This window comes from Metamycoplasma hominis ATCC 23114 (assembly GCF_000085865.1).
In the GTDB taxonomy this organism is placed as follows: Bacteria; Bacillota_I; Bacilli_A; order Mycoplasmatales; family Metamycoplasmataceae; genus Metamycoplasma; species Metamycoplasma hominis.
This window is the reverse complement of sequence record NC_013511.1, coordinates 579,180-605,408: the sequence shown is the minus strand read 5'-3', so window position 1 is coordinate 605,408 and position 26,229 is coordinate 579,180. Positions and strand designations below refer to the sequence as shown.

The window sequence follows — 26,229 nt, the reverse complement described above, 5'->3', positions numbered from 1 at the left end:
ATGTTTAATATTCATTAATCCATATCATCTATATTGCTAATATAGTAGAAATAAATTTTACCATATTTTTTGCTTTTAGTTATTTCAAAACCGCAATAGCTATAATTGAAGTCTTCTCAATCTGTTTCAATTATCATTGTCCCACTTTTATCAATACATTTTTTATCAATAATTTTGTTTAAACATTCAACTAGTAATTTTTTTTCAACAAATGGGGGATCTAAATAAATATAATCAAATACTTCAACATTATTATTTAAAAAATTCAATGCATCAATATTAAAAATTTTTAAATTTGGTTCTTTTAAACTATTTTGATTTTCTTTAATTATTTTAATAGCCTCAGCATTTTTATCAACACATACCGCGAATTTTGCACCCCTTGATAGAGCTTCTAAACAAAATGCTCCCGATCCTGAAAATAAATCTAAAACTTTCTTATTTTCAATGTTAAACTGAATTGAAGAAAATATTGCCTCCCTCGCTCTATCGATTGTTGGTCTTGTTATTGTCTTGGAAGGTTGCTTTAGAATTCTGGATCTATATTTTCCCGCTATTATTCTCAACATATTATTTAATTATAATATTAAAATTATAAAATATTAGTTATTAAAATTAGTTAGGAGTGTAGTTTAGTAATGAGCAAGCAAAAACAAGGTAGAAAAGCATTTCTACCAAAATGGGCAATATTTATTATAATCTTGGCTTTTATATTAACGGCAGGTATTATTGGCGTCGTAATATATTACATTTTTAATTATGTTAATTATTCAAATGGCAATGGCGGAGGTTTATTTGATGGCCAAAAAAATAAAAATTATTCAATGCCAAATGAAGAAAGATATCTACAAAGTTTCAATGCAAAAACAATTGCCAAAAACAATGTTCAATTAAAGAACAAGAATTATCAATATGGAAATTTAAGTATTTTTGAATATCCTTTTGCTTTAACAAAAAATAATGAACCTATTTATTTTTTGGGTGAAGAAGGAAGAAAATTATTGAATTTAGAGTTTTTAAAAAGAGGCTTTTATGGTCCTGAAATTAATGGTTTAAATCATGTTTATATAAATAAAAAAATACCTAATGTTTCGAATATTAAAGATGTTAATGGTGTTTATTTGCCACAAGCTTTTGACATTTTTATTCAAATAAATCATTTTATCTCTGGGGGAACAAAACAAGTCCTATCATGAAGTTTGCAAAAGAGAGTTGAGCTAGTTTTTAATACTTTATTTCATGAATACGCACACCACATTGATAATACATACAACCGAAGTATAAGAGAAAATGATGAGTTTGCCAATAATGATTTAAGCTATAAATTAGCAACTCCTGAACTAAACAAAATAATCAATAAATTTAACGGAAACAACAACAAATTTTTAACCGAATTTAGAAAAACGCTAAACTACGATGGTTCAATGCAAAACGATGAATATTTAGTCAATAAAGAATTATTTAATCCCAAAAACAAAGAAATACCAGTTTATTCAAAATTCAGTCAATATGACTTATTCAAGTTAGCTAACCTCGCCTTAACAAACAAAGAAGTTGAAAAATACAACATTTTAAACAATAAGAACTTTTATTTTAATAATTCAACAAACAACACAGTTTATTATGCAAATTCTACTAATATTGATCAAATAAAATACTTGTTTTCATTTGAAGAACTTTTTGCAAGAGAACTAGTAAAACTTTCGTATTCAGCACATGAAAATTTTCAAATGTTTGACGGTCATTTAACTTTGGATGATTCTTTAAATTTCTTATATTATAAATTAAAAAATGATGATATTTTTCTATCGTCAATTGGTGATGACACACTGAAAATGATTGCCAACTATTATAATAAATATGTAATATATTCAGCCAATTGAGTATTTGATGATGAATTAAAAAATTATAAAAATATTAATAATAGATTCTTGTTTAGAAATAAGCAAGGAAAATACATTTATAAACCAAATCAACAAGTAAAGGCATTGTTAAAGGCATATATTGATTTAATGGGTTTTGGTCAACCTATTAGTTATATGGGTTCTGATATTAGTAGTTGATATATTGATCATAATGGCAATATTAACTCTCAATATTCAAACATAAATATTGGAGGATTTCTAAACTTAGAAAATTCATTAATAGATTCAAATAGCAAGGAAGCAAAATATCCAACCTATTTACTATTTCAAAAAGAAAATAAAAATCCTTTAAAACTTAGAATTCATACTTCAAAATACAACTTTATTGCCAAAAGCAAATGAAATGAAATTTATTCAAAAAATCTACTAAATGAAGAAAGCATATATTCAAATAATGTTAAAAATTATGAATATGTTTCATATTTTTCTGATTCAATTGGAATTAATGAAATAAAAGATTATACAAATCAAAATAACTATTTAAATCTAAAACTTTGAGTTGATAAAAATAATAATAATAAAATTGAATCAGATGAAATATCAAGCATTGTTTCAAGCAAAAATATTTTAGATAAAAAAATGAAGGAATTATCATTATTTGCAAACGTTGAATATGACAAAGATAAATCATTGTATGAACAAGTTGTGCAATTGATAGAAGGAATAAAAAATACTAATTCGCCCAAAGCAAAATTATTAATTAACGAAATTATTGATTTATACAATTCTTATTTTTTAACCTTTGGAAACAACGGATATTGAACCCACCAACAAAACAACAAACGTAATGTAACAAATTTTAGAAAAACAATGGAATGATACGACACAGAAAAACAAACTACAAAAAATCTAATCTATTCATTAAATTTAGTAAATAACAATGATGAAGTTAATTTTGAATTTAAAAGATATAATTAATTTTAAGGAAGGAAAAAAGTGATAAAACCTTTTGTAAAATGAGCAGGTGGCAGGACACAAATTTTAGAAAAATTATTAAATTTTATACCTAAAAAATTTAATAACTACTATGAACCGTTTATTGGCGGGGGGTTCATTACTTTTTAGTCTCTTGCCTAGAAATTTTTGCATCAATGATATTAACAACGAACTAGTTCTAGCATACAAGTGTTTTACAAAGAAGGAATCATTTTATAGATTAAAATCACTTTTAGACCTTCATACCAGTAAGCATTCCAATGAATACTATTATCAAATAAGAAATTTAGATAGACAACCCGAATATAAAAATTTATCTGATGAAGAAAAGGCTGCCAGAATTATTTATTTGAATAAAGCATGTTTTAATGGTTTATATCGTGTAAATAAAAATGGTTTTTTAATGTTCCATCAGGAAAGAAAGAAAAAGTCAATTGCTATAATAAAGAAAACTATGATTCTATTTTTGAATATTTTTCTAATGTAGATTACAAAATAACAAATTTAAATTTTGAAGATGCAATAAAAGATGCAAAAGCTGGCGACTTGGTTTATTTTGATCCTCCTTATGATACCTTAGAAAATAAACATTCATTTACTTCTTATTCAAATGAAACCTTTGGAAAAAATGAACAAATTAAACTTGCTAATGTTTTTAAAAAGTTGTCAAAAAAGGGCGTTTATGTAATATTAAGTAATCACAAAACTGATTTTGTTTGCAATTTATATAGTGATTTTAATATTAACATAATTAAAGCAAGAAGAAACATTAACAGAAATGGTAAAAATCGAGGTGATGTCGAAGAGGTAATCATTACTAATTTTAATAAAGAGGTTCTAAAATAGACTCGTAATTCCTTTTTAATTACGAGTCTATTTTTTATTTTTAAATTAATTCTTCATTGTTCCTAAGTTCAATATAAACCATTATGCATCCAACATATGCTATTACAAATGAAAAAATTCCTGTACACATTAATATTGCACCTGTTTTGTTGGGCAATTTAAATCCATAAACAATAACAACTATGTATTGAACTAAAACAGCTACATTTAAAGCTAAAAATAAAGTTAATCAAAGAGGAATGGTATTATGATATGCATTATAATCAATTATTCATCCTCTAGTAAATACAAAAAGTAAGTTCAAGGCAGTAATAATAGGGAGCAATATAACAATCGCTAGAGATTCTTTTATTTTATTTCTTTTCATTTATTCATCCTCTTCTATATCTTCGTCTTCATTATTATCCGAGACATTTCATGATGGATTTGGATTACCAACTGTTGGTTGAACGTTTGGTGTGGTTAATTTAACAACCGGTATTTTTTTAAGATTAAAATAAACAAAAAATGTTCCAATAATACCTACTATAGGCACAATAATTCCTACGCACATTAATATTGATCCAAGCGTTTCTTTATAATAAAAACCATTTACAATTGTAATTATATAAAATGTTATGAACGTTATAGCAGCTCCTAAATATTCTAATGCAAACGAAAGTAAAGCTATCGCCGAATACAAAGAAAGATTTTCCTTTATTGTATCTTGCATCAAATTTAATATAATCATTGGTATTAAAAGTACTACACAAATAAAATATAATATTATAGTAGCTAACGCAAATTTTTTTGCATTTTTTACCTGCATAATATTCTCCTTTTTAAAATTTATATAGATTATTTTTTAATAAAAATTTTTTTCGAATTCTTTTAATTTTTGAATATCTTGAACATTAACAGAAGATTTAATGTCTTTTTCTATTTGTTTTACATCTTCCATTTCTATTTTATGTTCTTGATTATTGTTTATATTCTTTTTAATAGCACTCATTTTTATTTTTTCACAAACTTCTTTAATATCGGCACCATTAAAATTTTCTGTTATGCTTGCTAAATAATCAAAATCGAAATTATCAGCAATTGGCAACGAAGATAATTGAATTTCAAACATCTTTTTTCTTGATTCGTAGTCAGGAAGTGGAATATAAATTTTTTCATCAAATCTTCCTGGCCTTAAAAATGCCGAATCTATCATTCATGGTTTATTTGTTGCTGCTATAACAATAATATTTGATTCATTTTTTAAATTATCAATTCCTTGCATTTCGGATAGCAATTGTGGGACTATGTCGTTGCCTTCACTAATTGCATTGTCCATTCTCTTAGTTCCAATCGCTTCAAATTCATCAAAGAAAATTATTGCTTTTTCTTGCTTTCTTGCTCGTTCAAAAATTTTATGTATTTTTTGTTCTGATTCACCATATCACTTAGTTTTAATATCTGAACACTTTATTGGAATAAATAAAGCATTTAATTCATTAGAAGTAGCCTCTGCAAACATTGTTTTCCCAGTGCCGGGCAAACCGTATAATAATATGCCACCACCTATTTTTTTATTAAACTTTTCAAATATTTCTTTGTGTTTGAAAGGAAGAATAATCTTTTCAATAAACGCTTCTTTTGCTTTGTTTAAACCCACAATGTCTTCAAACATCGGCTTTTTAGAAGGAGGGCTTTTTAATAATGGTTTAATTTCATTGTTGTTTGGTTTAGAAAGATTTTTTGTGTTGTCGCTTTCTTTAAAATCTGGTCTTCTTGACAAAATTAAATTTATTAATTCTTCTTTTTTTATCTTTTCATCAACTTTAAATTCAGAAGCTTTGCATATATCTAAGAGCACATGTTTATAAACTTGATTTAATTGATTTTTAGTGTATTTGTTCATTACTTCATCGCAATTATAACTAATCGCTTGATTTTCGACTCTTCTGTTATGAATTGCAAATATAATAAAATATATAAAACTTACTAAAAAACAAGCCGCTATTAATACAACTACTCCTCCTACTATGATTATTGGAGGTACTCAACTTCAAGTTTTTCAAACACCTGAATAAATTAAATAAGGTAATATTGCAACACCTATTGCAATTAAAAAACTTCATCAACCACTAGTAAGAATTCAAATAATTACCGCAAATGAATCTTCAGGGTCACATCCTTCGTTAATGTTATAACCCAATTGTGCTATTGCATAAACAACTAGTAATATTGAAATTATAACAATAATGGTTATGAAATAAGCTTTATAACTTTGCCATATGCTAGCGTTAACTATCTCTCAATTTAATACTTCAAGCCTATCTACTTTTCCATTAACAGAAAACGATAATTCTTTTGTTAATGTACTATAGGGCTTTATGTTTATATCTCAATTAAAAGAGTTTTGAAATACAAATTTTCCATTATCATACAAATCAAATGTTATTGAATTCTTAACAATTTTATATATTGAATTATTCTCAAAACTTACTTGAAAATTAACTTTTGTTATGTTTGCACTACTATTGTAATAAAAGTTATCATCCCTAATATATAAATGGGCATCTCTAGGATCAGTTGAGGCACAGCTAGTTAATATTAAGGAAAAAGCAATTATAAAAATAATTGCTAACAGTATAAAAAAACTCCATTTTATATTGGTTTTTTTCATTTTTCCCTTACTTGCCTTAAAAAGAATTTTGCTCTTAAAAAAAAAAAAAAAACGCTTTGGTTAAAAAAACTAAAAATTTGATAAAAAAAATAACTCTTTTTTATTTTTTTCTGTTTTTAAGCAACAAAAAAATGGTTAAAAAAAGGACGACAAAGTCCTTTTTTTAATCGTCAAATTCTACACCTAATTCAATCAAATAATCCCTTATTTCAATAGCTTCTTCAATATTTTTCATTAACACGAATTAAAGTTGCCATTCAATAAGAAAGTTATTATTAATATCTCTAACTACTTTAGACGGTTTAAAATAAAATTTCCTAATTTGTTTTCATTGTCTGCTAAAAGTTCAAGTTTATACATATAACGTTTACGGCATATATTTTCTGTTGTAGTAAAAAAATAAGGCACACCATCCGTACATGCTAGAATCCTATTTTTATCATGGGACCAATTTTTTATATATTTTTGTTTAACAAAATGAGATTTTTTAATTACATGCTCATATTTGCTAAATAATTTATGTATAAACTCTTCTGTTTTATTATTAAACGCATATATTTATCACCTGCTAAAATCTTCGTGAAAAAATCATATATTATAAAGAAATTAGTCTTTAGATTTAGAAAACAATTAAGATTTAATCGTCCGCATACGACCATCAATTGTATACATCCATTCAACCCATGCCTTAATAGTTGATGCTCTTCTATTTACAGTTGAGTCCGCCAAATTAGTCTTATTTTTTCTTATTTCATTTTTAATAACTTCAACATTTACCTTTTTTGAATCTTTAAATTGTTTATAAGCATTACCGAACATATCATTATTTAATAATTGATCATAAATGTCGATAATGATTTTGCTTTTATTTTTCATCAAACTATTTGCTCTATCAGTAAATGTCTTATCATGCTTTAAATACTTTAAAAATTGAAGTGCAGAGAAATAATATGCTACTTGTCTAGTCGTACTAACATGGATTAATTCCATGGCTTTTGCCTTATCATTAATCACAGATTCATCAGCCATAACAAGTTTTATAATTTTAGTCATATCATTTGCCTGTGGAAAAGGAATATTATTATCCATTCCCCAGAATATAGCTTCTCTTCCAGTTCTTCTTTCAGTGCCATTACAATTAATAGTTCTTAATGTTGAAAACTTATTTACATCATAAAAAATCTTATATTTAGGGTCTTGCTCAAATAGTTCTGTAACTTTTTGAGTTGCATTATTACTGATAATTACAAACGCACCTTTACTCAGTGCTTTATCACATTCCTTCTTTAATTCACGGAAATTTTCAAATGAAAAACCGGCCATTTGATATTTAGTGAAGCCATCATCATCTTCATAATCATATGGAGGATCTAAATAAATAACATCACCATCTTTAGCTAATCTTACACACTCTTCATAAGAGCCATTCATTATTGTTATTTCATTTTCTTTTGAAGATAAATAATCATGAATTTCTTTTAAATTTTCTCTGTCACATATTAAAGGATTATGATATCTACCAATAGGTGTATTAAATTCGCCCCTATTATTTACCCTATATAATCCATTATAGCATGTTCGATTCAAAAAAATCATACGAGCAGCTCTTTGAACATTTGTATAACCGTTTGGCCATCTAGTTGGATTTCTATCCCATGCTCTGACCTCGTAGTAATAGTCGTCCGGTTCTTTTCTATAGTTTTCTGCGTGCACATCCAAAAGTCTAATCAACTCCTCATATTGATTAGACTGAATAATTCTATAGGCATTAATTAAATCTTCATTTAGATCATTAATAATAGCTTTCTTTGGTCTTTTATCAAAGAATACTGCTCCTCCACCAATAAAGGGTTCTAAATATGTAAAACTTGAACCAGGTTCAACAGAATCATTAATGAACTCATTTATTCTTTTCAAAATTTGACGTTTTCCGCCTGCCCATTTTACAAAAGGTTTCATCTACTTTTCATCTCCGTCACTGCTATTAATATATTCTATCATCTTATCATAAATCATCTTTTCTATATCTTCTTCAGATATGCAATCTAACAACCTAACGCTTCCAATAATAGATACATATTTAGCAATTTCTGGATAAAGATTATTTGCTTCCTTTTTTGGATTTTCATCAATCGCCTTCTTTTCACCTTTCAAAACGCCTCTAACTAAATGTTCTTCTGATGAAAAAGAACGCCATGTAAGGTTTCTATATCTCTCTGGATTTTCAATTACCCATTTTGTTAATTCATATTTATTAGCTTTACCTTCATCAACTGTTAAAGCAACTCTGAAATAACATCTTGATAGTACACCAAACATCAATCCTCTTCTAGTTCCTCCAGATTGAAGCCAATGGTCTGTAAATGTAGACTTTCCTCTGATCTTCATCATATTTCTAACTGTTTTGTAGAACTTATCCAAGTGAAGCCAAAGCCAGAATCTTTGGTCGCATAAAATATATCTAGGAAGTTCATTTAACGATTCGTATATTTTAACAGAATTTTGAAAATCAATATTTTTATCTGCAGATTCAGGATTGTCTAATAAATCAAAATCTTCAATTTGTAATTTCTTTTCAACAAATAGTGATGTAGATTGAGGAATGGTATCTTTAATCCAAGAATTATCTTCATTTTCTGCAATTCTCTTTGCAATACTTTCAGCGTTTTCTTTTAAATATACTAAAGCATCTTCTGAAAGCATTTTAATGTTGATTTTACTCATTATCATTTCCTCCTTCATCTATTTTATTTGTTTCAACAACAAGCTTATGTAAAGCTGCGCCCAGTGGTTTCCCTAGTAATTGTTGGGCTAAAAGAACAGGCGATAAACTTTTAAATTCATCAATTGTAATATCATTTCCATGTAAACGTTTATATGACTTTAATATACTTCTAAACCAGATATATTTATTTCCAATATCATCTAAATCATCTGTTCCTTCTTGAACAGTTTTCAAACACAAAGTCAAACCTTCAATTAATGCGGGAACTAATAGCATATTAAATACTACTTCTTTATATGTTGGAACAGTATTAACTATATTCATATTTTTAAAATCAGTGTCAGACATAGAAATAGTAATCTTTTTTCCTAACTCACAATTAACTTCAAATGTACCATCGTTAATACTATCGCTTGGAATAATTGAAAAAATCGATTTAACTAAATTATTCTCTGATTCATCATGCTTAAATCTAACATTAAATCCATCATTTGCACATAAGATATCGTACTTTTCAATTTCAAATTCAATATCTTGATACTCTTCGTCAACTTCACTAGAAAAAACTGTAAAATTCTTTGTTGCAACTGCAAACATCGAGATATCTACCTTTTCTGTAAAATCATTTTTATAAAGACGTATCGTTGAAGATATCTTATCCACTTCTATTTTTTTTCTAAAAACAGTATCAGAGCATTCTACAACTAAAAAAACTTTAATCAATTTTTTATCGTACAAATCATTTATAAATTTACTTTCAGTTGAAAATTTAATATCTTTTAAAATATATGCATATTCATCCTCAGAAGATTCATACATGATTTCAAATGAATAATCTCCAAAATTTGAATATAGTTTATTATTATTTAAAACAGGATAAGGAAATATTTTATTCTTTACTTGCATATTACTTTCACCTCACTAGCGAAATAGCCGTTTAAATTAGTCTTTACATTTAAAATAATCTTATCATTACGGCTTATTTTGAATGGGCCATATTCTTTTTTATCTTCACTATAAACATTAACTCCATTACAATTCAATTCTTCAATATCTACTGCAACAGAATTATTAGCATCATCTAATAAAGCAATATTCAAATAACAAGTTTCAAAATCAATTGGAGCCGTAAAAATAATTCTTAATCTGCCTTCGTTTTTATTAGTAGAGATTACTTTATATTTAACACCAGATAATTTAGCACGTTTAAATACAATATTTTCGCCTTCTTGCTCACCACTAGATTCACTTCCTGGGTGTCTTCCTTCATTTGATTTATCATTTGTACCAATAGGATGTTGAACATCACCATCAATATTATCATTAACTTCTCCAATATCAGGTTCTAAACCATCACCGTTGTCATTTTCTTGGTTAGTATTTTTTTCTACTACCTTATTGGTTTTTGGTTTTGAGATAGATACATTTTCAATTGGTTTTTGCTTTCCATTAGCACCAGAACTTGAATCACCACCATTATCAACATCAGGTAAATAATCTCCTGCACCATTAGGATCTAAGGGTTCATTATCACCTAATTTTAAGCAACCTATAACACTATCATTTATTTGTTGTTTTATACTATCAATAACACTTTGTATTTCTTTTCTTTCATAAACATCTTTTATTCTGTTTACTTCCCAATTTGTATGTTGTGCATTTTCTATATCTCTAAGTTTAATACCCAATGTACCTTCGTTGATAATACACATAGCTGAAACTCTAAAACAGGGTCCCAATTTTTCATCTTTAATCTTCATTAATGGGGACCTAATCATCGCACACATATTAGTAGCCAAATCTTCCTCAGATTTATCATATGGTAAAATATATAATTCACAATTTCCATATTCAGTATCGATATCATATGGCAATACTTTGTCATCTTCATTAGTTAATAATCGATATTGGGAAATCACATTACTACGATTACTTTTTTTGATAATAGAATTGTCATATACGATTTCCTTTATAGTATCCCTATTTATTTCTTTTCCATCAATGTTAACTTCTAATTTACCTCTGACTATGGTTGCCATAAATGAATCCAACAAACTATTAACAACTTCTTTTTGCCAATTATCTTCGTTATTAAACCCTATAATATAAATATCAGTTCCATATTCACTATTTCTTGAAGTAAAATCACAATCCAAATTATATACTTTATCTATCGCGCCGTTTAAATCATCGCAGCTAAAATATCCTGTACCTTGCGTATAATCTCTATTCTCAATAGCAATATCATCAATATATCCAGACACAAGCTCAGCAACACCTATAGAGCCTTTAAAGACTCCAGGATTACCATCAATATCTTGATTACTTCTAGTAGAATAAACAACTGTTCTCAAAGAAGACATTAAAAACGCTGCATTTTTACCTACACCTTTTGAACCGCCAGCCATTACACCACTTTTTTCTGAAACACCAGTTCCTTTTGCTAATGCTAAAAACTTATTATTCTCTTGCTTAGTGGTTTCTACACCTATTAAGCCAGTAGTATTGAAATCGCTTACTCGAAGACACCATATGTTTTCTGATTCAAGTAACTTCATCATAGAATCATACTCATCAACATAATTCTTTTTATAAGATCAAAATTCTTTACAACGTCTTATAGCATCATATAATTCTTGTTTGCCCGGAATATCATCTGTTTTTATTTTGAAAAGATAAAATTCAACTCTAGTTGGTTCTTCATCACTCGACCTAGCATCAATAGAGTTTTGCAAGATTTCTCTCGCGAACGCTTGGAAAGGCGCCTTTTTAAATGTTTCTGTATCGCCACTACTAATACCTTTTTTTTCACCATGATTACTTGCAGGGAATCTCCACTTATTGTCTGACATATTTGTTACCTCCTATAACTCAAACCTTTTGTTCTTTCTTTTTTTATCATTTGACTTTAGCAATATTTCCTTTGATTTTTTTGCTTCTTCATAAATGGCATTAAACATTTTCTCTATATCCTCATCAGTATATTCATAAAAAGATGAATTACTAAGATTCGTTAACTGAGAGAGTAAAGCCAAAATCTTTGATACTCTGTTTTCAGATATACGTTTAAAATTATCATTTTTATTTTTCATATCCTATACCTCTCATTGATTTCTCTTATATTATAGTCAATAAAAAGAAAAAACACAATAATTTTGCAATATTTTCGTAATATTTTTCAACTATTGTGTAAATTTGACGTTTTATTTTTGTTTTAATTCTAATTTAAAGGTAATTTTTTTATATTGTTTTCGATTATATTTTATAGAAATTAATTCATTAAAATATGTTCTACACAATCCTAATAATAAGTATTTATTCCAACTTACATTTAATGAAGGCATTGAATTGTAGCCAGCATATGTTTCGCTATCTATACTGCCAAAGCTATCAAGATAATATAATAATTCTTTTTCAATTTTATCTAAAACAGCTGGAGCTATGTCGATTTTATCTTTTTTTATTAGTTTTGATTCATCAATTTGAATATACTCATCTGAAGCATCTTCAAAAAGCAAAAGATAATTATCAAGTTTTTTTAGCTGCATTTTATCAGCATATTGATTTAGTTTTAAGATTGAAATCTCATCCATTGTATAAGCGTATGAATAAATTATTTCATCATTTGATAAGTTTGCACTTTTATCTCTGCTAATAAAAGGTTCTTTAAAATAATATTTTTTCCCAAAATAGATACTTGCTAACTTATAAATGCTTTTGGGATTATTCAATTGGTTAATGCTTTTAAGTAGTTCATAATGCACCATTCTCATTCTTGCATATAACTTATTAGATACAATTACATCGGTGTTTAATGATAAAAATAAGTTTTCAATTTCATCACCCAAAAACTTGATTGTCTCATTGGTAATAATTGTATTCGAAAGATCATTATAAAAATTTTTGTTTTTATAAAAATCATCTAATAAATCTAAACATCTTTTAACTGCCCTATAAGTTTTATCTTGTTCGGAATAATGTCTTTTTTCTAACCACTCAACTAGTTTAGCTTTATAATTCGTAAAATAATAGTAATCATCAAATAAGAAAAAATCATTATAACCTGGACTTACCTTAGATAATATCTCATTAATTGTTCGAAAATTAGAAACTATTATTCCTATCCTATCACTCGAATATCCTTTTAATTGTAAAGAACGTGAAAATGCAAAAATAGTATCAGCTCTTATGCTTTTTTTTACTTCTTCTGGCTCAGCAGAAATATGTCGTCTTATTAAAAAGTAACATTTTTCTAATGGAATATTATAGGCTTTAAGTAATCCTTGAATATTCATCATTGCATGTGCAGATGTATGATTTGTATTCAAGTACAAATCTCTAAATGGTGTATAATTAGTTCTTTTCTCAGAAGAGAATATATCTGTCTTGGTCCAAAAATAATGTATCATCAATAATTCATCATTCGATTTATGATTTTTATTATCCAAAGCAGATAATATACTAAGCGTCATTCTATTCCAAGAATTAGAATATATCTCAATATCATCATACTTAAAATAATAAGGGATAGTTTCATCAAGAGATGGTAATAAATTAGTCATATCAAACTCATAGTATCTTTTATCATTAATAAAATGTATCTTGTATTTATCAATCACTCTTTCATCCATAAAATTACCTCAATATTTTACAAAATTACTTGTTTTCTTTGCTCTCACTCTTCAACTTTAAAAAGTTTTTCCCATCCTCTTGGTAGAGTTAAACATATTTTTTCATTGTTACCAAATGCACAAGACTTATCTCATAATACTTGCATATATTGAAATTATATCATCTACAGCCACAAGTTTTATCTTCAATGTCTAAAGCATTTAAATTATCATATTTTGAAAAATGAATTTTTTATCCATTTAAACCGCCTTCTTAAAAACCAATTTATGCTCTTTTTGAATTCTTTTTTGGGTCATTGTTTGAGTTTGAATGTCTCTGATTTCATCAGAAAACAAAACCGAACCATTGCTTTGAAATATATCATATAGCCATTCAACAAAAGAGACTTTTTCCTTTTGTCTGTATGTATCCACAACAGCCATACAAAAATATCCTTTTTCTTAATCAGCGAGAAAATATGCTTATATAATCTCCATTTCTTCAAAAATTGCTCACTAGCATTTCTCTGCTTCTTTTAGTACGCGATTCTGCTCTTCTACAGCCTTAGTATCAACACCCAGCCAAACTAATAATAAGTCAACCTATTGTATTTAACAAAATAAGCAGCAAATGGATACGGCGGAGAAAACATAACTAAATCAAACTCAGATTCTGGTAGATAATTTAAAATGTTTTCTAAGAAAACCTCTGACTTTTATTGATTATTCTTTAGTTCCTCTTCCAATTCGGCAAAAGATTTTCTAACTGCTTTATATCTAGATTCAAAAACTTTAAGAGTGTCACCAGTATATTTGAAATTTGGCAATACTTTATTAGCAATATATCCATTATTCCAAATCTTTCTTTTATTAGAAACAGTTTTCAATATTGAAGAAAAAATAACTCTTTTTTTATTTTTTTATGTTTTTAAGCAACGAAAAAATGGTTAAAAAAGGACGACAAAGTCCTTTTGTTAATCATCAAATTCGACACCTAATTCAATCAAATAATCTCTTATTTCAATAGCTTCTTCGTATTTTTTTGCTCTCGCTAATTCTTTCATATGTTTAATCATATTATCAATATATTTTTTATTATGAATAGTTCTATTGGCTTCTTTTATTGCTTTATTATCTTCTAATAAAATACTGCCTTGAATAGGCGCTGGTATTGGTTTAATAATACTTTTAGGAGTAATGTTGTGTTCTTTATTATATTTAATTTGTAATGTTCTTTTATGTTCATTGTCAACAATTGCTTTTTGCATACTGGTTGTAATATTATCGGCATAAAATATTACTTTTCCATGGTCGTTTCTAGATGCCCTGCCAACTATTTGAATCAAACTTCTAGCATCACGCATTAGCCCCATAGAATCTGCATTCAATACGCAAATTAAACTGACTTCTGGCAAATCAATACCTTCACGCAATAAATTAATTCCAATTACAACATCATATTTTCCCATTCTTAAACCTTTTAAGATTTCATTTCTCTCAAAGGTTTTAAACCCATCATGAATATATGCGCTTTTGATTTTAAATTCAGAAAGATACAAAGAAAGCTCTTCAGCATTCTTTTTAGTTGTAGTCAAAATTAAAGTTCTTTCTTTTTTTTCTATTTGTAATTTTAATAAATCATGAATGTCCTGAATTTGATTTTCTTTTGAATGTATTTCAATAATGGGATCTAAAAGACCTGTTGGTCTAATATATTGTGTAACTAGTTCACCATTGGCTTTATTTATTTCATAGTCACCTGGGGTTGCTGACATATAAATTCTTGGAAATTTATATTCTTCATATTCATTAAATTTTAAGGGTCTATTATCCAAGGCTGAAGGTAATCTAAAACCATATTTAATCAATGTTTCTTTTCTAGAACGATCTCCTTCGTACATTCCTATTATTTGAGGAATCATAAGGTGACTTTCATCAACAAAAATTACTGCATCCTTTGGTAAATAATCGAATATTGTGTATGGTTTTTGTCCGGGTTCGCGTTTATCAACATATCGAGCGTAATTTTCAATACCCTTAACATAACCAAATTCCTTTAATGAATCAATATCATTTAAAGTTTTATCGTGAATCCTTTGGGCTTCCAAAAGTTGATTTTGTGATTTAAAATAGGCAACCCTTTCTTTTAATTCACTTTCAATGCTATTACAAATATTTTCAATATAACCTTTTTCTACGTTATAGGTAGTTGCGGGAAAAATAGTCAATGACTTACACACTTCAACTATTGACTTTGTTAAAGGATTAATTAATGAAATTCTTTCAATATAATCATCAAACATCTCAATACGAATATTGTTTTCCGAAGTATATCCCGGGCAAATTTCAATAACTTCCCCTTTATTAAAAAATTGTCCAGAAGATAAATCGCCATTGTGTTTTTCGTAACCTAAATTAACCAACTTGGTTAAAAGATCGCGTAACTTAATTTTCATATGGCTTTCAATAGGCATAAAACTTTGAATATATTCTTTAGGATTAAATTCAGCATATATTGCAGCAACAGATGCAACAACAATAGTATCTCTTCGAATACTTAGCGCATTAAGAGCAGACATCCTCATTGCTTCTAAATCTTTATTGTTTCTACTTGTTTTTTCAATATATAAATCAGACTTAGGAATGTATGCTTCTGGCTTATAAAAATCAAAATACGAAACAAAATATTCAACTCTATTTTCGGGAAATAATTCCCTTAATTCACTATAAAGTTGACTTGCTAATGTTTTGTTATGGCTTATAACCAATGTAGGCCTATTTAACTGATTAATGACATTTGCCATAGTAAATGTTTTTCCTGAACCAGTTACGCCTAATAAAACTTGATGCTCTTTTCCTTCTAAAACACCATGAACCAATTCATTTATTGCCTGAGGTTGGTCGCCGGCTGGCTTATAATTTGAAACTAATTTAAACTTTTCCATGATTTTGTTAATTTAATTATATAAATTAAGTAATTTATTTTTGACATTTAATATAAAAAACTAAAATAACAAAATTATGGTAAAATTTTGACTATGAAAAAGAACAAAAAATTTTTATTTTTAGGCTTTGGTTTAGTTGCTCCATTTATTGCTGGATTAACAGCAATATCTTGTGGAGGAGAAAAGTTCAATGCTTTTGCTCTAAATCATGTGCAAGGCCCACTAAAAGACCCTAAGAACTCATCCAATCACAATCAAACTTGATTTGCTGAATCAGGGTTGCTAGATTTATCAAAAACCAATATAACTTCAATACCCGCAGGATCATTTTCTTATCTAGTTATGCAAAATTTGGCAGACCATGGTGCTGGCTTACCAACTGAATTATCAACATTAGTTACAACTAATTCTTCAAATAACAACAAAAAAATAAATATTAGAAAAATTATTTTGCCAAAAACCTTAAAATCAATTGGCGCAGGTGCTTTTTATGGATTAAGTAACCTAGAAGAAGTAGATTTTTCTCAATGCAACGACTTATCTCAAATAGATGCTGAAGCTTTTTCAAATACAAATATTAAAAAATTACAATTGCCTGCATCTTTAAATAAGTTAGGACAAAAAGCCTTTGCAAACAGTGGCATTACATCTGTAAATTTAGAAGATTTACCTTATTTAAAAACTCTTACACAAGGTGTTTTTGCTTCAAATAAGCTTACAAGCATAAACTTAAAAAACATTGAATTAGTTGAAAGCGGAGCCTTGGCAAATAATCAAATAAAAACAATAGAAATTCCTTCAACAATGAAATCATTTAGTCCTGAATCATTTGACTTTATTGGTGCGGGGGAATCAGCTGCTAAAACTCTTATTTCTAAAATTGAAAACAATGATATTCAATCGTTTTTAGAAAAAGCTTTGAAGGAAAACCCAAATCATCTATATAAATTAAACTAATAATTTATCAATTTTAAAAAGTAGCACAATTGCTACTTTTTAAATATTAAAATATTCCAATAAACTAATTATAAAAAATATTGTTCATTCGAGATCTTTTGCTGCCTTTTATTTAATTTTAATCCAAAAGATTCACTACAATTAATTAAAAAACTTGCAATTTAATACATTACAAGTTTTTTTAATTATTCTTCTATTTTTTCACTTTCGCCTGTTAAATATTCAGTAAAATCTGATAAATCTTCCATTTTAAAAATGTGTAGGCTAACTAATGATTTAATAAATCACGAAATTGTCTTTAATTCTTCTATTGCTTTATAGACTTGTAATAAATTATTAATTGACCTCGAGAAATAAAAGCTATTTGATAATCAATGAAATCCGTAGTGCCTCAATATATCTCTTACTTTTTCATAAGCTTCTTTATGATTACTATCTGAGTATTCTTTTTTTAATATTTCTTTATCTAAATAAAAAACTAACCCGTACATAAGGCTCTCCTTGTTTATTGTAATATAACATTAGTCATTGACATAAATGGTATTTGTTTAACAATACACTATAAAAATTATCTAACTTTTAACTAAAAAATATTGAAAATATTGCGTTTTTAGGTTTTAATATCAAAAATATTAATAAAATTCTTTTTATATTTAAACTTACTAAAAATTAATTAATAAAAAACGTTAGTTGGCAATAAATTTTAAAAAAACGCTAGCTCTTTTTTAAGCTAACGTTTTTTTAAAAAATTAATTGTTGTTTTCAATTGCCTTTTTTGCGTCTGAAAGATTTACTGCAAAAAATGTTGTAACCCCTCTTTTTTGCATCGTTGCACCATAAAGTTTGTTTACTCTTTCCATTGTTCCTTGGCGGTGAGTAATCACTATAAATTGGGTATCTTTTTTTAGAGTATGCAAATATTCAGCAAATCTTATTACGTTTGCTTCATCTAGTGCTGCTTCAACTTCATCTAAGATACACAATGGCAATGGCTTAGCTTTTAATATTGAAAATAGTAATGAAATAGCTATAAGTGCCTTTTCACCCCCACTAAATAATTTTAAATTCTTAATAGATTTTCCTGGAGGTTGAGCAATGACGTCAATTCCTGTTTCAAGAATGTTTTCAGGGTCAGTATATCTTATTTCAGCCATACCTCCGCCAAACATTTTTGCAAACACATGCTTGAATTCGGCATTGACTAATGTAACTGTTTGCGTCATTCTTTCAATAATAATTTTATCCATTTCTGATATTGCATCTTCAATGGTGGTTTTTGCTGAAATTATTTCTTGTTCTTGAGATTTTACTTCTTTATATCTTGTTTCAAGTTCTTCTAATTGGTTAATTGAATCAAGGTTTACGTGCCCTAACTCTCTTATATCTAATTTCAAATCAGCAACTGTTTTTCTTGCTACTTCAAAATCTATATCTGGATTATAAAATTGTTTTGCCACTTCAAATAGCATTCCATATTGTTCTGACAATCTTTGTTTTGCATTTTGAATAATTGTTTCTGCTTTTGCTTTTTCTGCTATTTTGTTAGCGTTATCTTTAATCAAATTATTTAATTCTTCACTAACTTGAAAGCGTTGATTGGTAAGATTTTGTAATTCTTGTTTTAGATTATGATAAATATCTTCTTGAGATGATTTTTTAGCTGATAAATCACTTCTTTCAAGCATCAACTGTTGAATTGCTGCTACTATATCAATTTTTTTATTGTTTTCTGCTTCATATTCTTCTTGCGAAGCACTACGATATTGTTCACGCAATGAATCAAACTTATCCAATGTTGTTCTATATAAGTTGTCAATCTTTGCTCTTTCAAGAGAAATATTTGTCAATAATGATGTTTCTTTATTTTGATCTTTTTCTAATTCAAACAACTCGTTTGATAATTGTGAAATTTTTGCATTAATTACTGGAATAAGGTCTTGTAATTTTTTAACTTGTTCATCAGCTGCTAATGTGGAAACGTTTTGACTTGCTTGTCCTCCTGAAAGAACTCCACCAACTCTTATGATGTCGCCATCTAGCGTTACGACCATGTAACGAGTTTCTAGCAATTTAGATAATTTATTTGCATTTTCAATGTTATCTGCAACTAAAACATTGCCTAGTAAGAATTTCTTTAAAACATTATATTGTTCCTCTGTAGAAACAAGTTCCGAAGCAATTCCTAGAAAACCTTTTTGGGTTTGAGCAACAACAATATGTTGTTCAGGAACGAATTTTGGTTTAATTGATGATAAAGGAATAAAAGTTGCTCTACCTCCATTATTTGATTTTAAGAAATTGATTGCTTCAACTGCTGTTTCTGGTTTGTCAACAACTATATGTTGCATAGCGGAGCTTAGAATTGTTTCAATAGCTAAGGCGTATTTTTCATTAACTTCAATTAATTCACTAACCAATGCTTTATATCCCCTAAATAAATGAGAGTTTTCAACAATATTATGTGTTCCTTTAGCCAAATTTGTCTTTTTAGATTTTATTTCTTCAATAACATCTAATTTTGATTTTATCTTATTAAGTTCTTCTTTTTTAAAGGATAATTCTCGTTTTATATCATTTATTTTTGTTGATCTAATTGAAGCTGATTGAGATAATTGTTCAGATTCCTTCTTTTTAGTTTCTAAGAATGTCTTATACCCTAAAATATTAGTATTTAATGCATTCAATTCTTCTTTCATTGCTGCTAATTTTTCTTTTGGGGATATAGTTAGTTCGCCACTTAAAAGCATTTCGCGGTGTTTTGCTTCTTTTGCGTTTCTTATTTCTAGGGTCGTAATTTCTTCGCTAATTTCGCTTAATCTTTCGCTTATCTTTTTTATGTTATTTTCTAATTCCAAAACAAACTTGCTTTTTTGTTCACTTGCTTCGTTGTATACCCTTATTTTAGTTTCTAATTCTTCTTTAATTAGATTGTAATCTTGCCCCTCAACATTTAATTTTTCTAATTTATCTGAATAATCCATGAAATCATGAACCAATAATGCTACTTCGACTTCTTTTAATTGTTCTGCTTTCGTTTTATAAATTTTTGCTTTTTCAGCTTGACGTTGCAATGGCTTTAATTGTCTTTCTTGTTCTTGAATTAATATTGAAATTTGTTCCAATGCTTCTTGGGTTTTTTCTAATTTTCTTTGTGCTTCAATCTTCTTGCTTTTGTACATTGAAGTTCCAGCAGCATCTTCAAATATTTCTCTACGTTTTTCAGGAGTAGATTCGGCAATGTTAGAAATAGTTCCTTGACCTATGATTGCTAAACTTGATTTTGAAATACCACTTTGCATTGCAATTTCTTTAATGTCTCTTTGCCTTGCTAATTCACCATTAATGTAATATTCATTTGAACCATTTCCCCTAGTTAATACTCTAGAGATAGTAAAAACATCATATGGAATATCACAAGATCTATCCTTATTGTCAAATGTTAAAATTACTTCTGCTCGATCCATTTCTTTTTCAGTTTTAGAACCTGAAAAGATAACGTCTTCCATTGTATCTCCACGCAACACTTTGGAACTAGTTTCACCTAACACCCATCTGATTGCATCATTTATGTTTGATTTTCCTGACCCATTTGGTCCTATTATTGCAACTATTCCACCGTCAAATTTTAGGGTTACTTTATCTGCAAATGATTTAAAACCGTGTGCTTCAACTTGAATTAACTTCATAAATACTTCTTTCCTTCCAAATTAAATTTTTGCCATTTTTTTTAAAGCATCACTTGCTGCTTTTGTTTGGGATTCTTTTTTACTTTGACCTATACCTTCACCATATAAGTTATTGTTAATAAAGACCTTACTTTCAAATTTGCCGTTATTTAAGGCTTGATCTTCATATCTAGGCCTACAACCTCAATTGCTTTGTACAAGTTCTTGCAATTTTGTTTTAGGGTGTTCATTGATTGAATTGTGAAATTTTTTTAATATTTTGTCAATAAAATGATAAATAATTTCTTTAGTAAATTTCAAACCGCAGGCTTTATAACAAGCGCCAATGAATGATTCAATTAGATCAGAATCTGATTTAATTCCTTTTCCGTTTGCAAATGCACTTTTACCTGTTCTCAAACAATTTGGAAAACCATAATATTTCGATAAGAATCCAAGCGCATTTTTGTCAACAATTTCACTTTTTAATTTTGTTGCCTTTCCTTCACCGAAATTTTTATAATTATCAAAAATGAAATCAGAAACCACAAAACCTAAAACTGAGTCACCTAAAAATTCTAAATATTGATAACTTTCTAAATTTTTATGTTCGTTGCTGTATGAACTATGAGTAAAGGCATTACAAAAATAACGTCTTTTTTGTTCATCTAATTTTTGAAAATTTATACCAAATTTTAGCAATGCATTTTGTAAATTTTCTTCAAAATTAATCTTCATTATCAGCCTCTTTGAATTTCTTATTTAAAATTGTTGAAATATTGTTTTCTATACCTATTTTTATTTGGTTAAGGGCATTATAAAATGCTAATTCGTCGCTTCCCCCATGAGCCTTTACAACAATTTTTTCAAGCCCAATAATAAATGCTCCACCTGTATTTCTATAATCAAATTTTTGTTTAAATTCCCTTAGATGCCTTTTTAAAATTAATGCCGCTAATTTTGTTTTTCAATTTTTTAATAAAATATTTTTCAATAATTTTGAAAAAGCAATAAAGGTTCCTTCTAATGTTTTTAGAAACACATTTCCACCATATCCATCAACCACTAATATATCTATATCTCCATTAATGGCATTCGTTGCTTCAACATAACCATTAAAAACAAAATTAGCAGATTTAGAAACTTCTTTTAATATATTTTTAGCATTCTTTGTTATTTCAGAACCTTTGTATTCTTCGACGCCTACGTTTAATTGTCCTACTATTGGCTTTTTGCTTCCAAACAATATCGAATATCATTCACTTGCTATCATAGCCCATTGGCTTAAATATTCTGGTTTGATTTCAATGTTTGCTCCCGCATCTATTAATAACATTTTTTTATCCGTTGTTGTTGGTAGAATTGGCATGAATGCCGGTCTTTCAATCCCAAGAAGCCTTTTAACTTTCAATGATGATAATGTTATTAACGAGCCACTATCTCCACTACTCAATATTCCATCTGCATTTGATTCGTTGAGTTGTTTAAAAGCTTCCAGCATTGAATTTTGAGTTCTTAATACGTCTCTTGGACTAGATTCAATGTGTACAATTGTTTCATTATTAATTATGGCAATCCTATCAATGTAATCTGATAAATGTTTCTTGATAAGTTGTTCATGACCAACCAAAATTAAAAAATAATCTGAATTTTCTTGCAAAAATCTTTTTGCACCCAAAATCGCTTGTTCTTCGCCATTATCATTATTCAATAAATCAAATACTATTTTTTTCATTGTTTTTTCCTATTCGACTGAGATTAAATATGGATAAATTCCTTGGTCACCTTGATAAATTTCTACAACAAGGTCGTATGTTGTTTCAATATAATTTTGTAATTCTAGCGCATCATTTTCCGAAACATCTTGGCCATATATTATTGTTACTACTTGACTATCATCCGAAACTAATTCTGATACTAATAATTGTGCTGCGTTGAATAGACTCTTTGATGTTTTTTGTAATTTTCCTTCTACAATAACCATATAATCGGATGCTTTAACCTTTATTCCGTTTAATTTAGCATCTTTTATAGCGGCAGCAATTTCTCCATATCTTATATGTTTTAAACTATTGCTCATTAATTCGTGATTTTCTTCATCACTATTTTCAGAACTATAATTCAATGCAACATTTAATCCTTGGACTTGACTTCTAGTTGGAATGATAATTACATTCTTATCTCTAATAATTGTGCCGGCTTGTTGAGCAGATAAAATTATATTTGAGTTATTTGGCAATACAAATACCGTTTTTGCATTGACCGCATTTATTGCATTAACAATATCTTGAATTGAAGGATTATTTGTTTGACCGCCATCAACAACATATGAAACACCGTTTTCTTTCATTAAGGTTACGATTCCTTGGCCTGTATTGCACGAAACAATGGCGCTATTTTTTAATTCAACATTGTTTGGCGCTTCGGCTTGTTTTTTCTTTGCAGTTTTCTTGCTATTGTTTGCTTGTAAAGTCATGTTATCTATTTTAATTTTTACAAATTGTCCCAAAGAATTTACGCTATTTAAAACATCACCGGGCTTAGGGGTATGAATATGAACTTTTAAAATTTTGTCATCATTTACCACAACCATTGAATTACCAATTTTTTCTAGTTTACGAACTAAATAATCTTTGTCGAATTTTTTTGGTTTATATAATTCCAAAATAAATTCGGTGCAATATCCAAATTCGCCTTCATATACTTCTTCATCAGAAATAAATTTTTCAACCGACTCTTCTGCAACAATAGGTTCTACTTTATTACCACTAAAGTATGCGCTCATTCCTTGCAATATTGCATATAAACCTTCACCACCCGAATCAGTAACTCCTACTTCTTTTAATATTTTTAATAATTTAGGAGTACCATCACAACTTTTTCTTGCTAATTTAACAGCAATTTCAAAAACTTCTTCAATAGTAGTATCAACCACAACTTGGTTTTTTAAACCTTCAGAAACTTCTCTAATAACAGTTAAAATAGTTCCTTCAACAGGTTTTAAAACTGCACCATAAGCTGATTTAGCAGCCATTTCGAAAGCATTAACTAAATCAAAAGCATTCGCAGACTTTTTAGATGCAAACCCGTTAGAAAAACCTTTAAAAATTTGACTTAAAATTACGCCAGAATTTCCTCTGGCGGACATTAACATATTTTGAGCAACAATTCTCGAAGCTGATTCAATACTGCAATCGTCTTCTAAGCATTCAGAATTACATGCAGAAGAAATTGTGGATGACATATTGCTTCCTGTATCACCATCAGGTACAGGGAAAACATTTAAAGCGTTAATTTCGTTTTTCTTGTTATTTATGTTTATCGAACCATTATATACGGCTTTATTTCACTCTTTTCCTGTAATAATTTTCATTATTTAGTTCCTTTAATATATATTGTTAATGTTCCTAATTTTATATCGTAAGAAGTTAAGTTATATGGAATGATTTCATATATTCCTTCAACGATATTTTTAGCACTTAAATTGCTCATTATTCTCAAACCAATTGTTATATTTATAATGTTTTTATTTTGTGGATCTTCCTCAATGATTAAACCATCATTTTCAATATTTATATTATTTGTTGAAGTTAATTCAACAAAATCAACTATTCCTGGAATAATACTTATTGAAGATTTAATTAAATTTTTTATTTCCGCTAATATCATATGCCTACTTCTAACGAACTAAATGAGAACGTTTAATTGGAAATGAATTGGTTAATTTTGCAATTTCTTTCTTTACTACATATAATAAGTTTTCGTTTTCTGGATCTCTTAGAACTTTATCAATTAAATTGGCTAAAATGATGAACTCATCTTCCTTTAATCCTCTTGATGTCATTGCCGCAGATCCTATTCTTATTCCACTAGCAACAGTTGGTTTTTCACTATCGTTTGGAATAGTGTTTTTATTCACGGTTATATTAACTCTACCCAAAACTTCTGTTGCATATTTTCCTGTTATTCCATAACTAGTTTTTACATCAATCATAAATAAATGATTTTGAGTAAGGCCAGAGATAATTTTTACTCCCTTGTTCAAAAATGTTTGACACATAATTTTTGAGTTCAACAATAGTTGCTTTTGATAATCAATAAACTCTGGTTGTAATGCTTCTCTAAAGCTTACTGCCTTTGCTGCTATTTGATGGAACAAAGGTCCTCCTTGAACGCCAGGAAAAACCGCACTGTTAACTCTTTTAAAAATTTCTTCGTCATTAGTTAAAATTATTGCTCCACGAGTGCCGCGCAATGTCTTATGTGTTGTAGTCATTATAACATCAGCATAACCCGAAGGTGATGGGTGTAATCCTGCTATTATTAATCCTGATATATGAGAAATATCAGCAAATAATTTTGCACCTACTTCATCACAAATTTTTCTAAATTTAGCAAAGTCAACAATTTGAGAATATGCAGAATATCCACAAATTATCATTTTTGGTTTTACTTCTTTTGCAATTTCCAATATCTTGTCGTAATCCAATACACCTTCATCATTAACAGAATAAGTATGAGCTTCGTAAAATTTACCACTAAATGAAATTTTATATCCGTGTGATAAGTGTCCTCCTGAATTTAAATCTAATCCTAAGACTTTATCTCCAGGATCAACCATTGCCATGTATACAGCGGCATTTGCAACACTTCCTGAATATGGTTGAACATTAGCATATTTTACATTGAATAATTTTTTTGCTCTTTCTTGTGCAATTTCTTCTATTTTATCAACATATTCGCAACCACCATAATATCTTTTATTAGGATAGCCTTCTGCATATTTATTAGTTAAACAAGAACCATTTGCCTTCATAACATCTTCTGAAACATAATTTTCAGATGCTATTAGTTCTACATGGTCTTCTAAACGTTGATTTTCTAGGTTAATTAATTCTTCGATTTCTTTATCATCTAAACTTATTTTTTTATACATCTAAACTCCTTAAATATAAAAACTAAACTCG

Annotated in this window: 23 protein-coding genes and 1 pseudogene; 4 read left to right on the top strand and 20 right to left on the bottom strand. The window is 28.0% G+C overall.

The annotated features are described in order from the left end of the window. Window positions 1-14: 14 nt before the first annotated feature. Complete coding sequence (rsmD, locus tag MHO_RS02705) at window positions 15-569, bottom strand: 16S rRNA (guanine(966)-N(2))-methyltransferase RsmD (protein WP_012855757.1); 555 nt, start codon at window positions 567-569, stop codon at window positions 15-17. A gap of 69 nt (window positions 570-638) precedes the next feature. Between rsmD and MHO_RS05835 the strand changes: the two genes are divergently transcribed. The 3 genes and pseudogenes from MHO_RS05835 to MHO_RS05950 all read left to right on the top strand — a co-directional run bounded on the left by MHO_RS05835 (window position 639) and on the right by MHO_RS05950 (window position 3,707). After that, window positions 639-2,843 carry an MYPU_1760 family metalloprotease gene (locus MHO_RS05835; RefSeq protein ID WP_012855756.1) on the top strand — a complete coding sequence of 735 codons (2,205 nt, stop codon included), beginning with the start codon at window positions 639-641 and terminating at the stop codon, window positions 2,841-2,843. 18 nt (window positions 2,844-2,861) lie between these two features. Continuing rightward, the gene (locus tag MHO_RS05955; RefSeq protein ID WP_198407581.1) at window positions 2,862-2,990 is read left to right on the top strand and encodes a DNA adenine methylase; all 129 of its coding nucleotides are present in this window, start codon (window positions 2,862-2,864) and stop codon (window positions 2,988-2,990) included. Further along, window positions 2,953-3,707: pseudogene (locus MHO_RS05950) on the top strand (DNA adenine methylase). The gene MHO_RS05955 and the pseudogene MHO_RS05950 overlap by 38 nt, the downstream one beginning before the upstream one ends. Window positions 3,708-3,747: 40 nt before the next feature. On the opposite strand, the gene MHO_RS05830 reads toward MHO_RS05950, so the two are convergent. The 12 genes from MHO_RS05830 to uvrB all read right to left on the bottom strand — a co-directional run bounded on the left by MHO_RS05830 (window position 3,748) and on the right by uvrB (window position 16,640). After that, a complete protein-coding gene (locus tag MHO_RS05830) occupies window positions 3,748-4,074 on the bottom strand; it encodes a hypothetical protein (protein ID WP_012855755.1) in 327 nt (108 codons plus the stop codon). Then, window positions 4,075-4,515 carry a hypothetical protein gene (locus tag MHO_RS05825; RefSeq protein WP_012855754.1) on the bottom strand — a complete coding sequence of 147 codons (441 nt, stop codon included), beginning with the start codon at window positions 4,513-4,515 and terminating at the stop codon, window positions 4,075-4,077. Between the two features lie 36 nt (window positions 4,516-4,551). Further along, a complete protein-coding gene (locus tag MHO_RS05820; RefSeq protein WP_049780790.1) occupies window positions 4,552-6,360 on the bottom strand; it encodes an ATP-binding protein in 1,809 nt (602 codons plus the stop codon). A gap of 630 nt (window positions 6,361-6,990) precedes the next feature. Next, window positions 6,991-8,319, bottom strand: a complete 1,329-nt coding sequence (locus MHO_RS02960; RefSeq protein WP_012855752.1) for a DNA adenine methylase — start codon at window positions 8,317-8,319, stop codon at window positions 6,991-6,993. Continuing rightward, on the bottom strand, window positions 8,320-9,084 hold the full coding sequence (locus tag MHO_RS02670; protein ID WP_143763825.1) for a DUF6339 family protein: 765 nt from the start codon (window positions 9,082-9,084) through the stop codon (window positions 8,320-8,322). It lies immediately after the preceding gene. Beyond that, window positions 9,077-9,991, bottom strand: coding sequence for a hypothetical protein (locus tag MHO_RS02665; RefSeq protein ID WP_012855750.1), 915 nt, complete (start codon window positions 9,989-9,991; stop codon window positions 9,077-9,079). The genes MHO_RS02670 and MHO_RS02665 overlap by 8 nt, the downstream gene beginning before the upstream one ends. Further along, on the bottom strand, window positions 9,982-11,937 hold the full coding sequence (locus MHO_RS02660; protein ID WP_012855749.1) for a hypothetical protein: 1,956 nt from the start codon (window positions 11,935-11,937) through the stop codon (window positions 9,982-9,984). Before MHO_RS02660 ends, MHO_RS02665 begins: the two co-directional genes overlap by 10 nt. A gap of 12 nt (window positions 11,938-11,949) precedes the next feature. Next, window positions 11,950-12,177 (bottom strand): hypothetical protein, encoded by a 228-nt coding sequence (locus tag MHO_RS02655; RefSeq protein ID WP_041359657.1) that lies wholly within the window; start codon window positions 12,175-12,177, stop codon window positions 11,950-11,952. 111 nt (window positions 12,178-12,288) lie between these two features. Continuing rightward, the gene (locus tag MHO_RS02650) at window positions 12,289-13,764 is read right to left on the bottom strand and encodes a hypothetical protein (protein ID WP_143763824.1); all 1,476 of its coding nucleotides are present in this window, start codon (window positions 13,762-13,764) and stop codon (window positions 12,289-12,291) included. 192 nt (window positions 13,765-13,956) lie between these two features. Beyond that, entirely contained in the window at window positions 13,957-14,139 is a 183-nt protein-coding gene (locus MHO_RS05815; protein WP_041359654.1) for a hypothetical protein, read from the bottom strand. Between the two features lie 272 nt (window positions 14,140-14,411). Further along, window positions 14,412-14,582: a hypothetical protein gene (locus MHO_RS05810; RefSeq protein ID WP_158307334.1), complete on the bottom strand. Its 171-nt coding sequence runs from the start codon at window positions 14,580-14,582 to the stop codon at window positions 14,412-14,414. A gap of 87 nt (window positions 14,583-14,669) precedes the next feature. After that, on the bottom strand, window positions 14,670-16,640 hold the full coding sequence (gene uvrB, locus MHO_RS02640; RefSeq protein WP_012855747.1) for an excinuclease ABC subunit UvrB: 1,971 nt from the start codon (window positions 16,638-16,640) through the stop codon (window positions 14,670-14,672). Window positions 16,641-16,733: 93 nt separating this feature from the next. Between uvrB and MHO_RS02635 the strand changes: the two genes are divergently transcribed. After that, on the top strand, window positions 16,734-17,597 hold the full coding sequence (locus MHO_RS02635) for a leucine-rich repeat domain-containing protein (protein ID WP_012855746.1): 864 nt from the start codon (window positions 16,734-16,736) through the stop codon (window positions 17,595-17,597). A 185-nt stretch (window positions 17,598-17,782) separates the two neighbouring features. Here the strand turns inward: MHO_RS02635 and MHO_RS05805 are convergent, their stop codons facing one another. From MHO_RS05805 to glyA, 7 genes are all read right to left on the bottom strand, one after another. Beyond that, the gene (locus tag MHO_RS05805; RefSeq protein ID WP_012855745.1) at window positions 17,783-18,088 is read right to left on the bottom strand and encodes a Virulence-associated protein D; all 306 of its coding nucleotides are present in this window, start codon (window positions 18,086-18,088) and stop codon (window positions 17,783-17,785) included. 258 nt (window positions 18,089-18,346) lie between these two features. Next, complete coding sequence (locus MHO_RS02625) at window positions 18,347-21,283, bottom strand: AAA family ATPase (RefSeq protein ID WP_012855744.1); 2,937 nt, start codon at window positions 21,281-21,283, stop codon at window positions 18,347-18,349. A 21-nt stretch (window positions 21,284-21,304) separates the two neighbouring features. Continuing rightward, window positions 21,305-22,000 (bottom strand): ribonuclease III, encoded by a 696-nt coding sequence (rnc, locus tag MHO_RS02620; protein ID WP_012855743.1) that lies wholly within the window; start codon window positions 21,998-22,000, stop codon window positions 21,305-21,307. Further along, a complete protein-coding gene (gene plsX / locus MHO_RS02615; protein WP_012855742.1) occupies window positions 21,990-22,997 on the bottom strand; it encodes a phosphate acyltransferase PlsX in 1,008 nt (335 codons plus the stop codon). Before plsX ends, rnc begins: the two co-directional genes overlap by 11 nt. A gap of 9 nt (window positions 22,998-23,006) precedes the next feature. Beyond that, window positions 23,007-24,635 carry a DAK2 domain-containing protein gene (locus MHO_RS02610; protein WP_012855741.1) on the bottom strand — a complete coding sequence of 543 codons (1,629 nt, stop codon included), beginning with the start codon at window positions 24,633-24,635 and terminating at the stop codon, window positions 23,007-23,009. Beyond that, window positions 24,635-24,931: a hypothetical protein gene (locus MHO_RS02605; RefSeq protein WP_012855740.1), complete on the bottom strand. Its 297-nt coding sequence runs from the start codon at window positions 24,929-24,931 to the stop codon at window positions 24,635-24,637. Before MHO_RS02605 ends, MHO_RS02610 begins: the two co-directional genes overlap by 1 nt. A gap of 10 nt (window positions 24,932-24,941) precedes the next feature. Further along, complete coding sequence (gene glyA / locus MHO_RS02600) at window positions 24,942-26,198, bottom strand: serine hydroxymethyltransferase (RefSeq protein ID WP_012855739.1); 1,257 nt, start codon at window positions 26,196-26,198, stop codon at window positions 24,942-24,944. Between the last annotated feature and the right edge of the window lie 31 nt (window positions 26,199-26,229).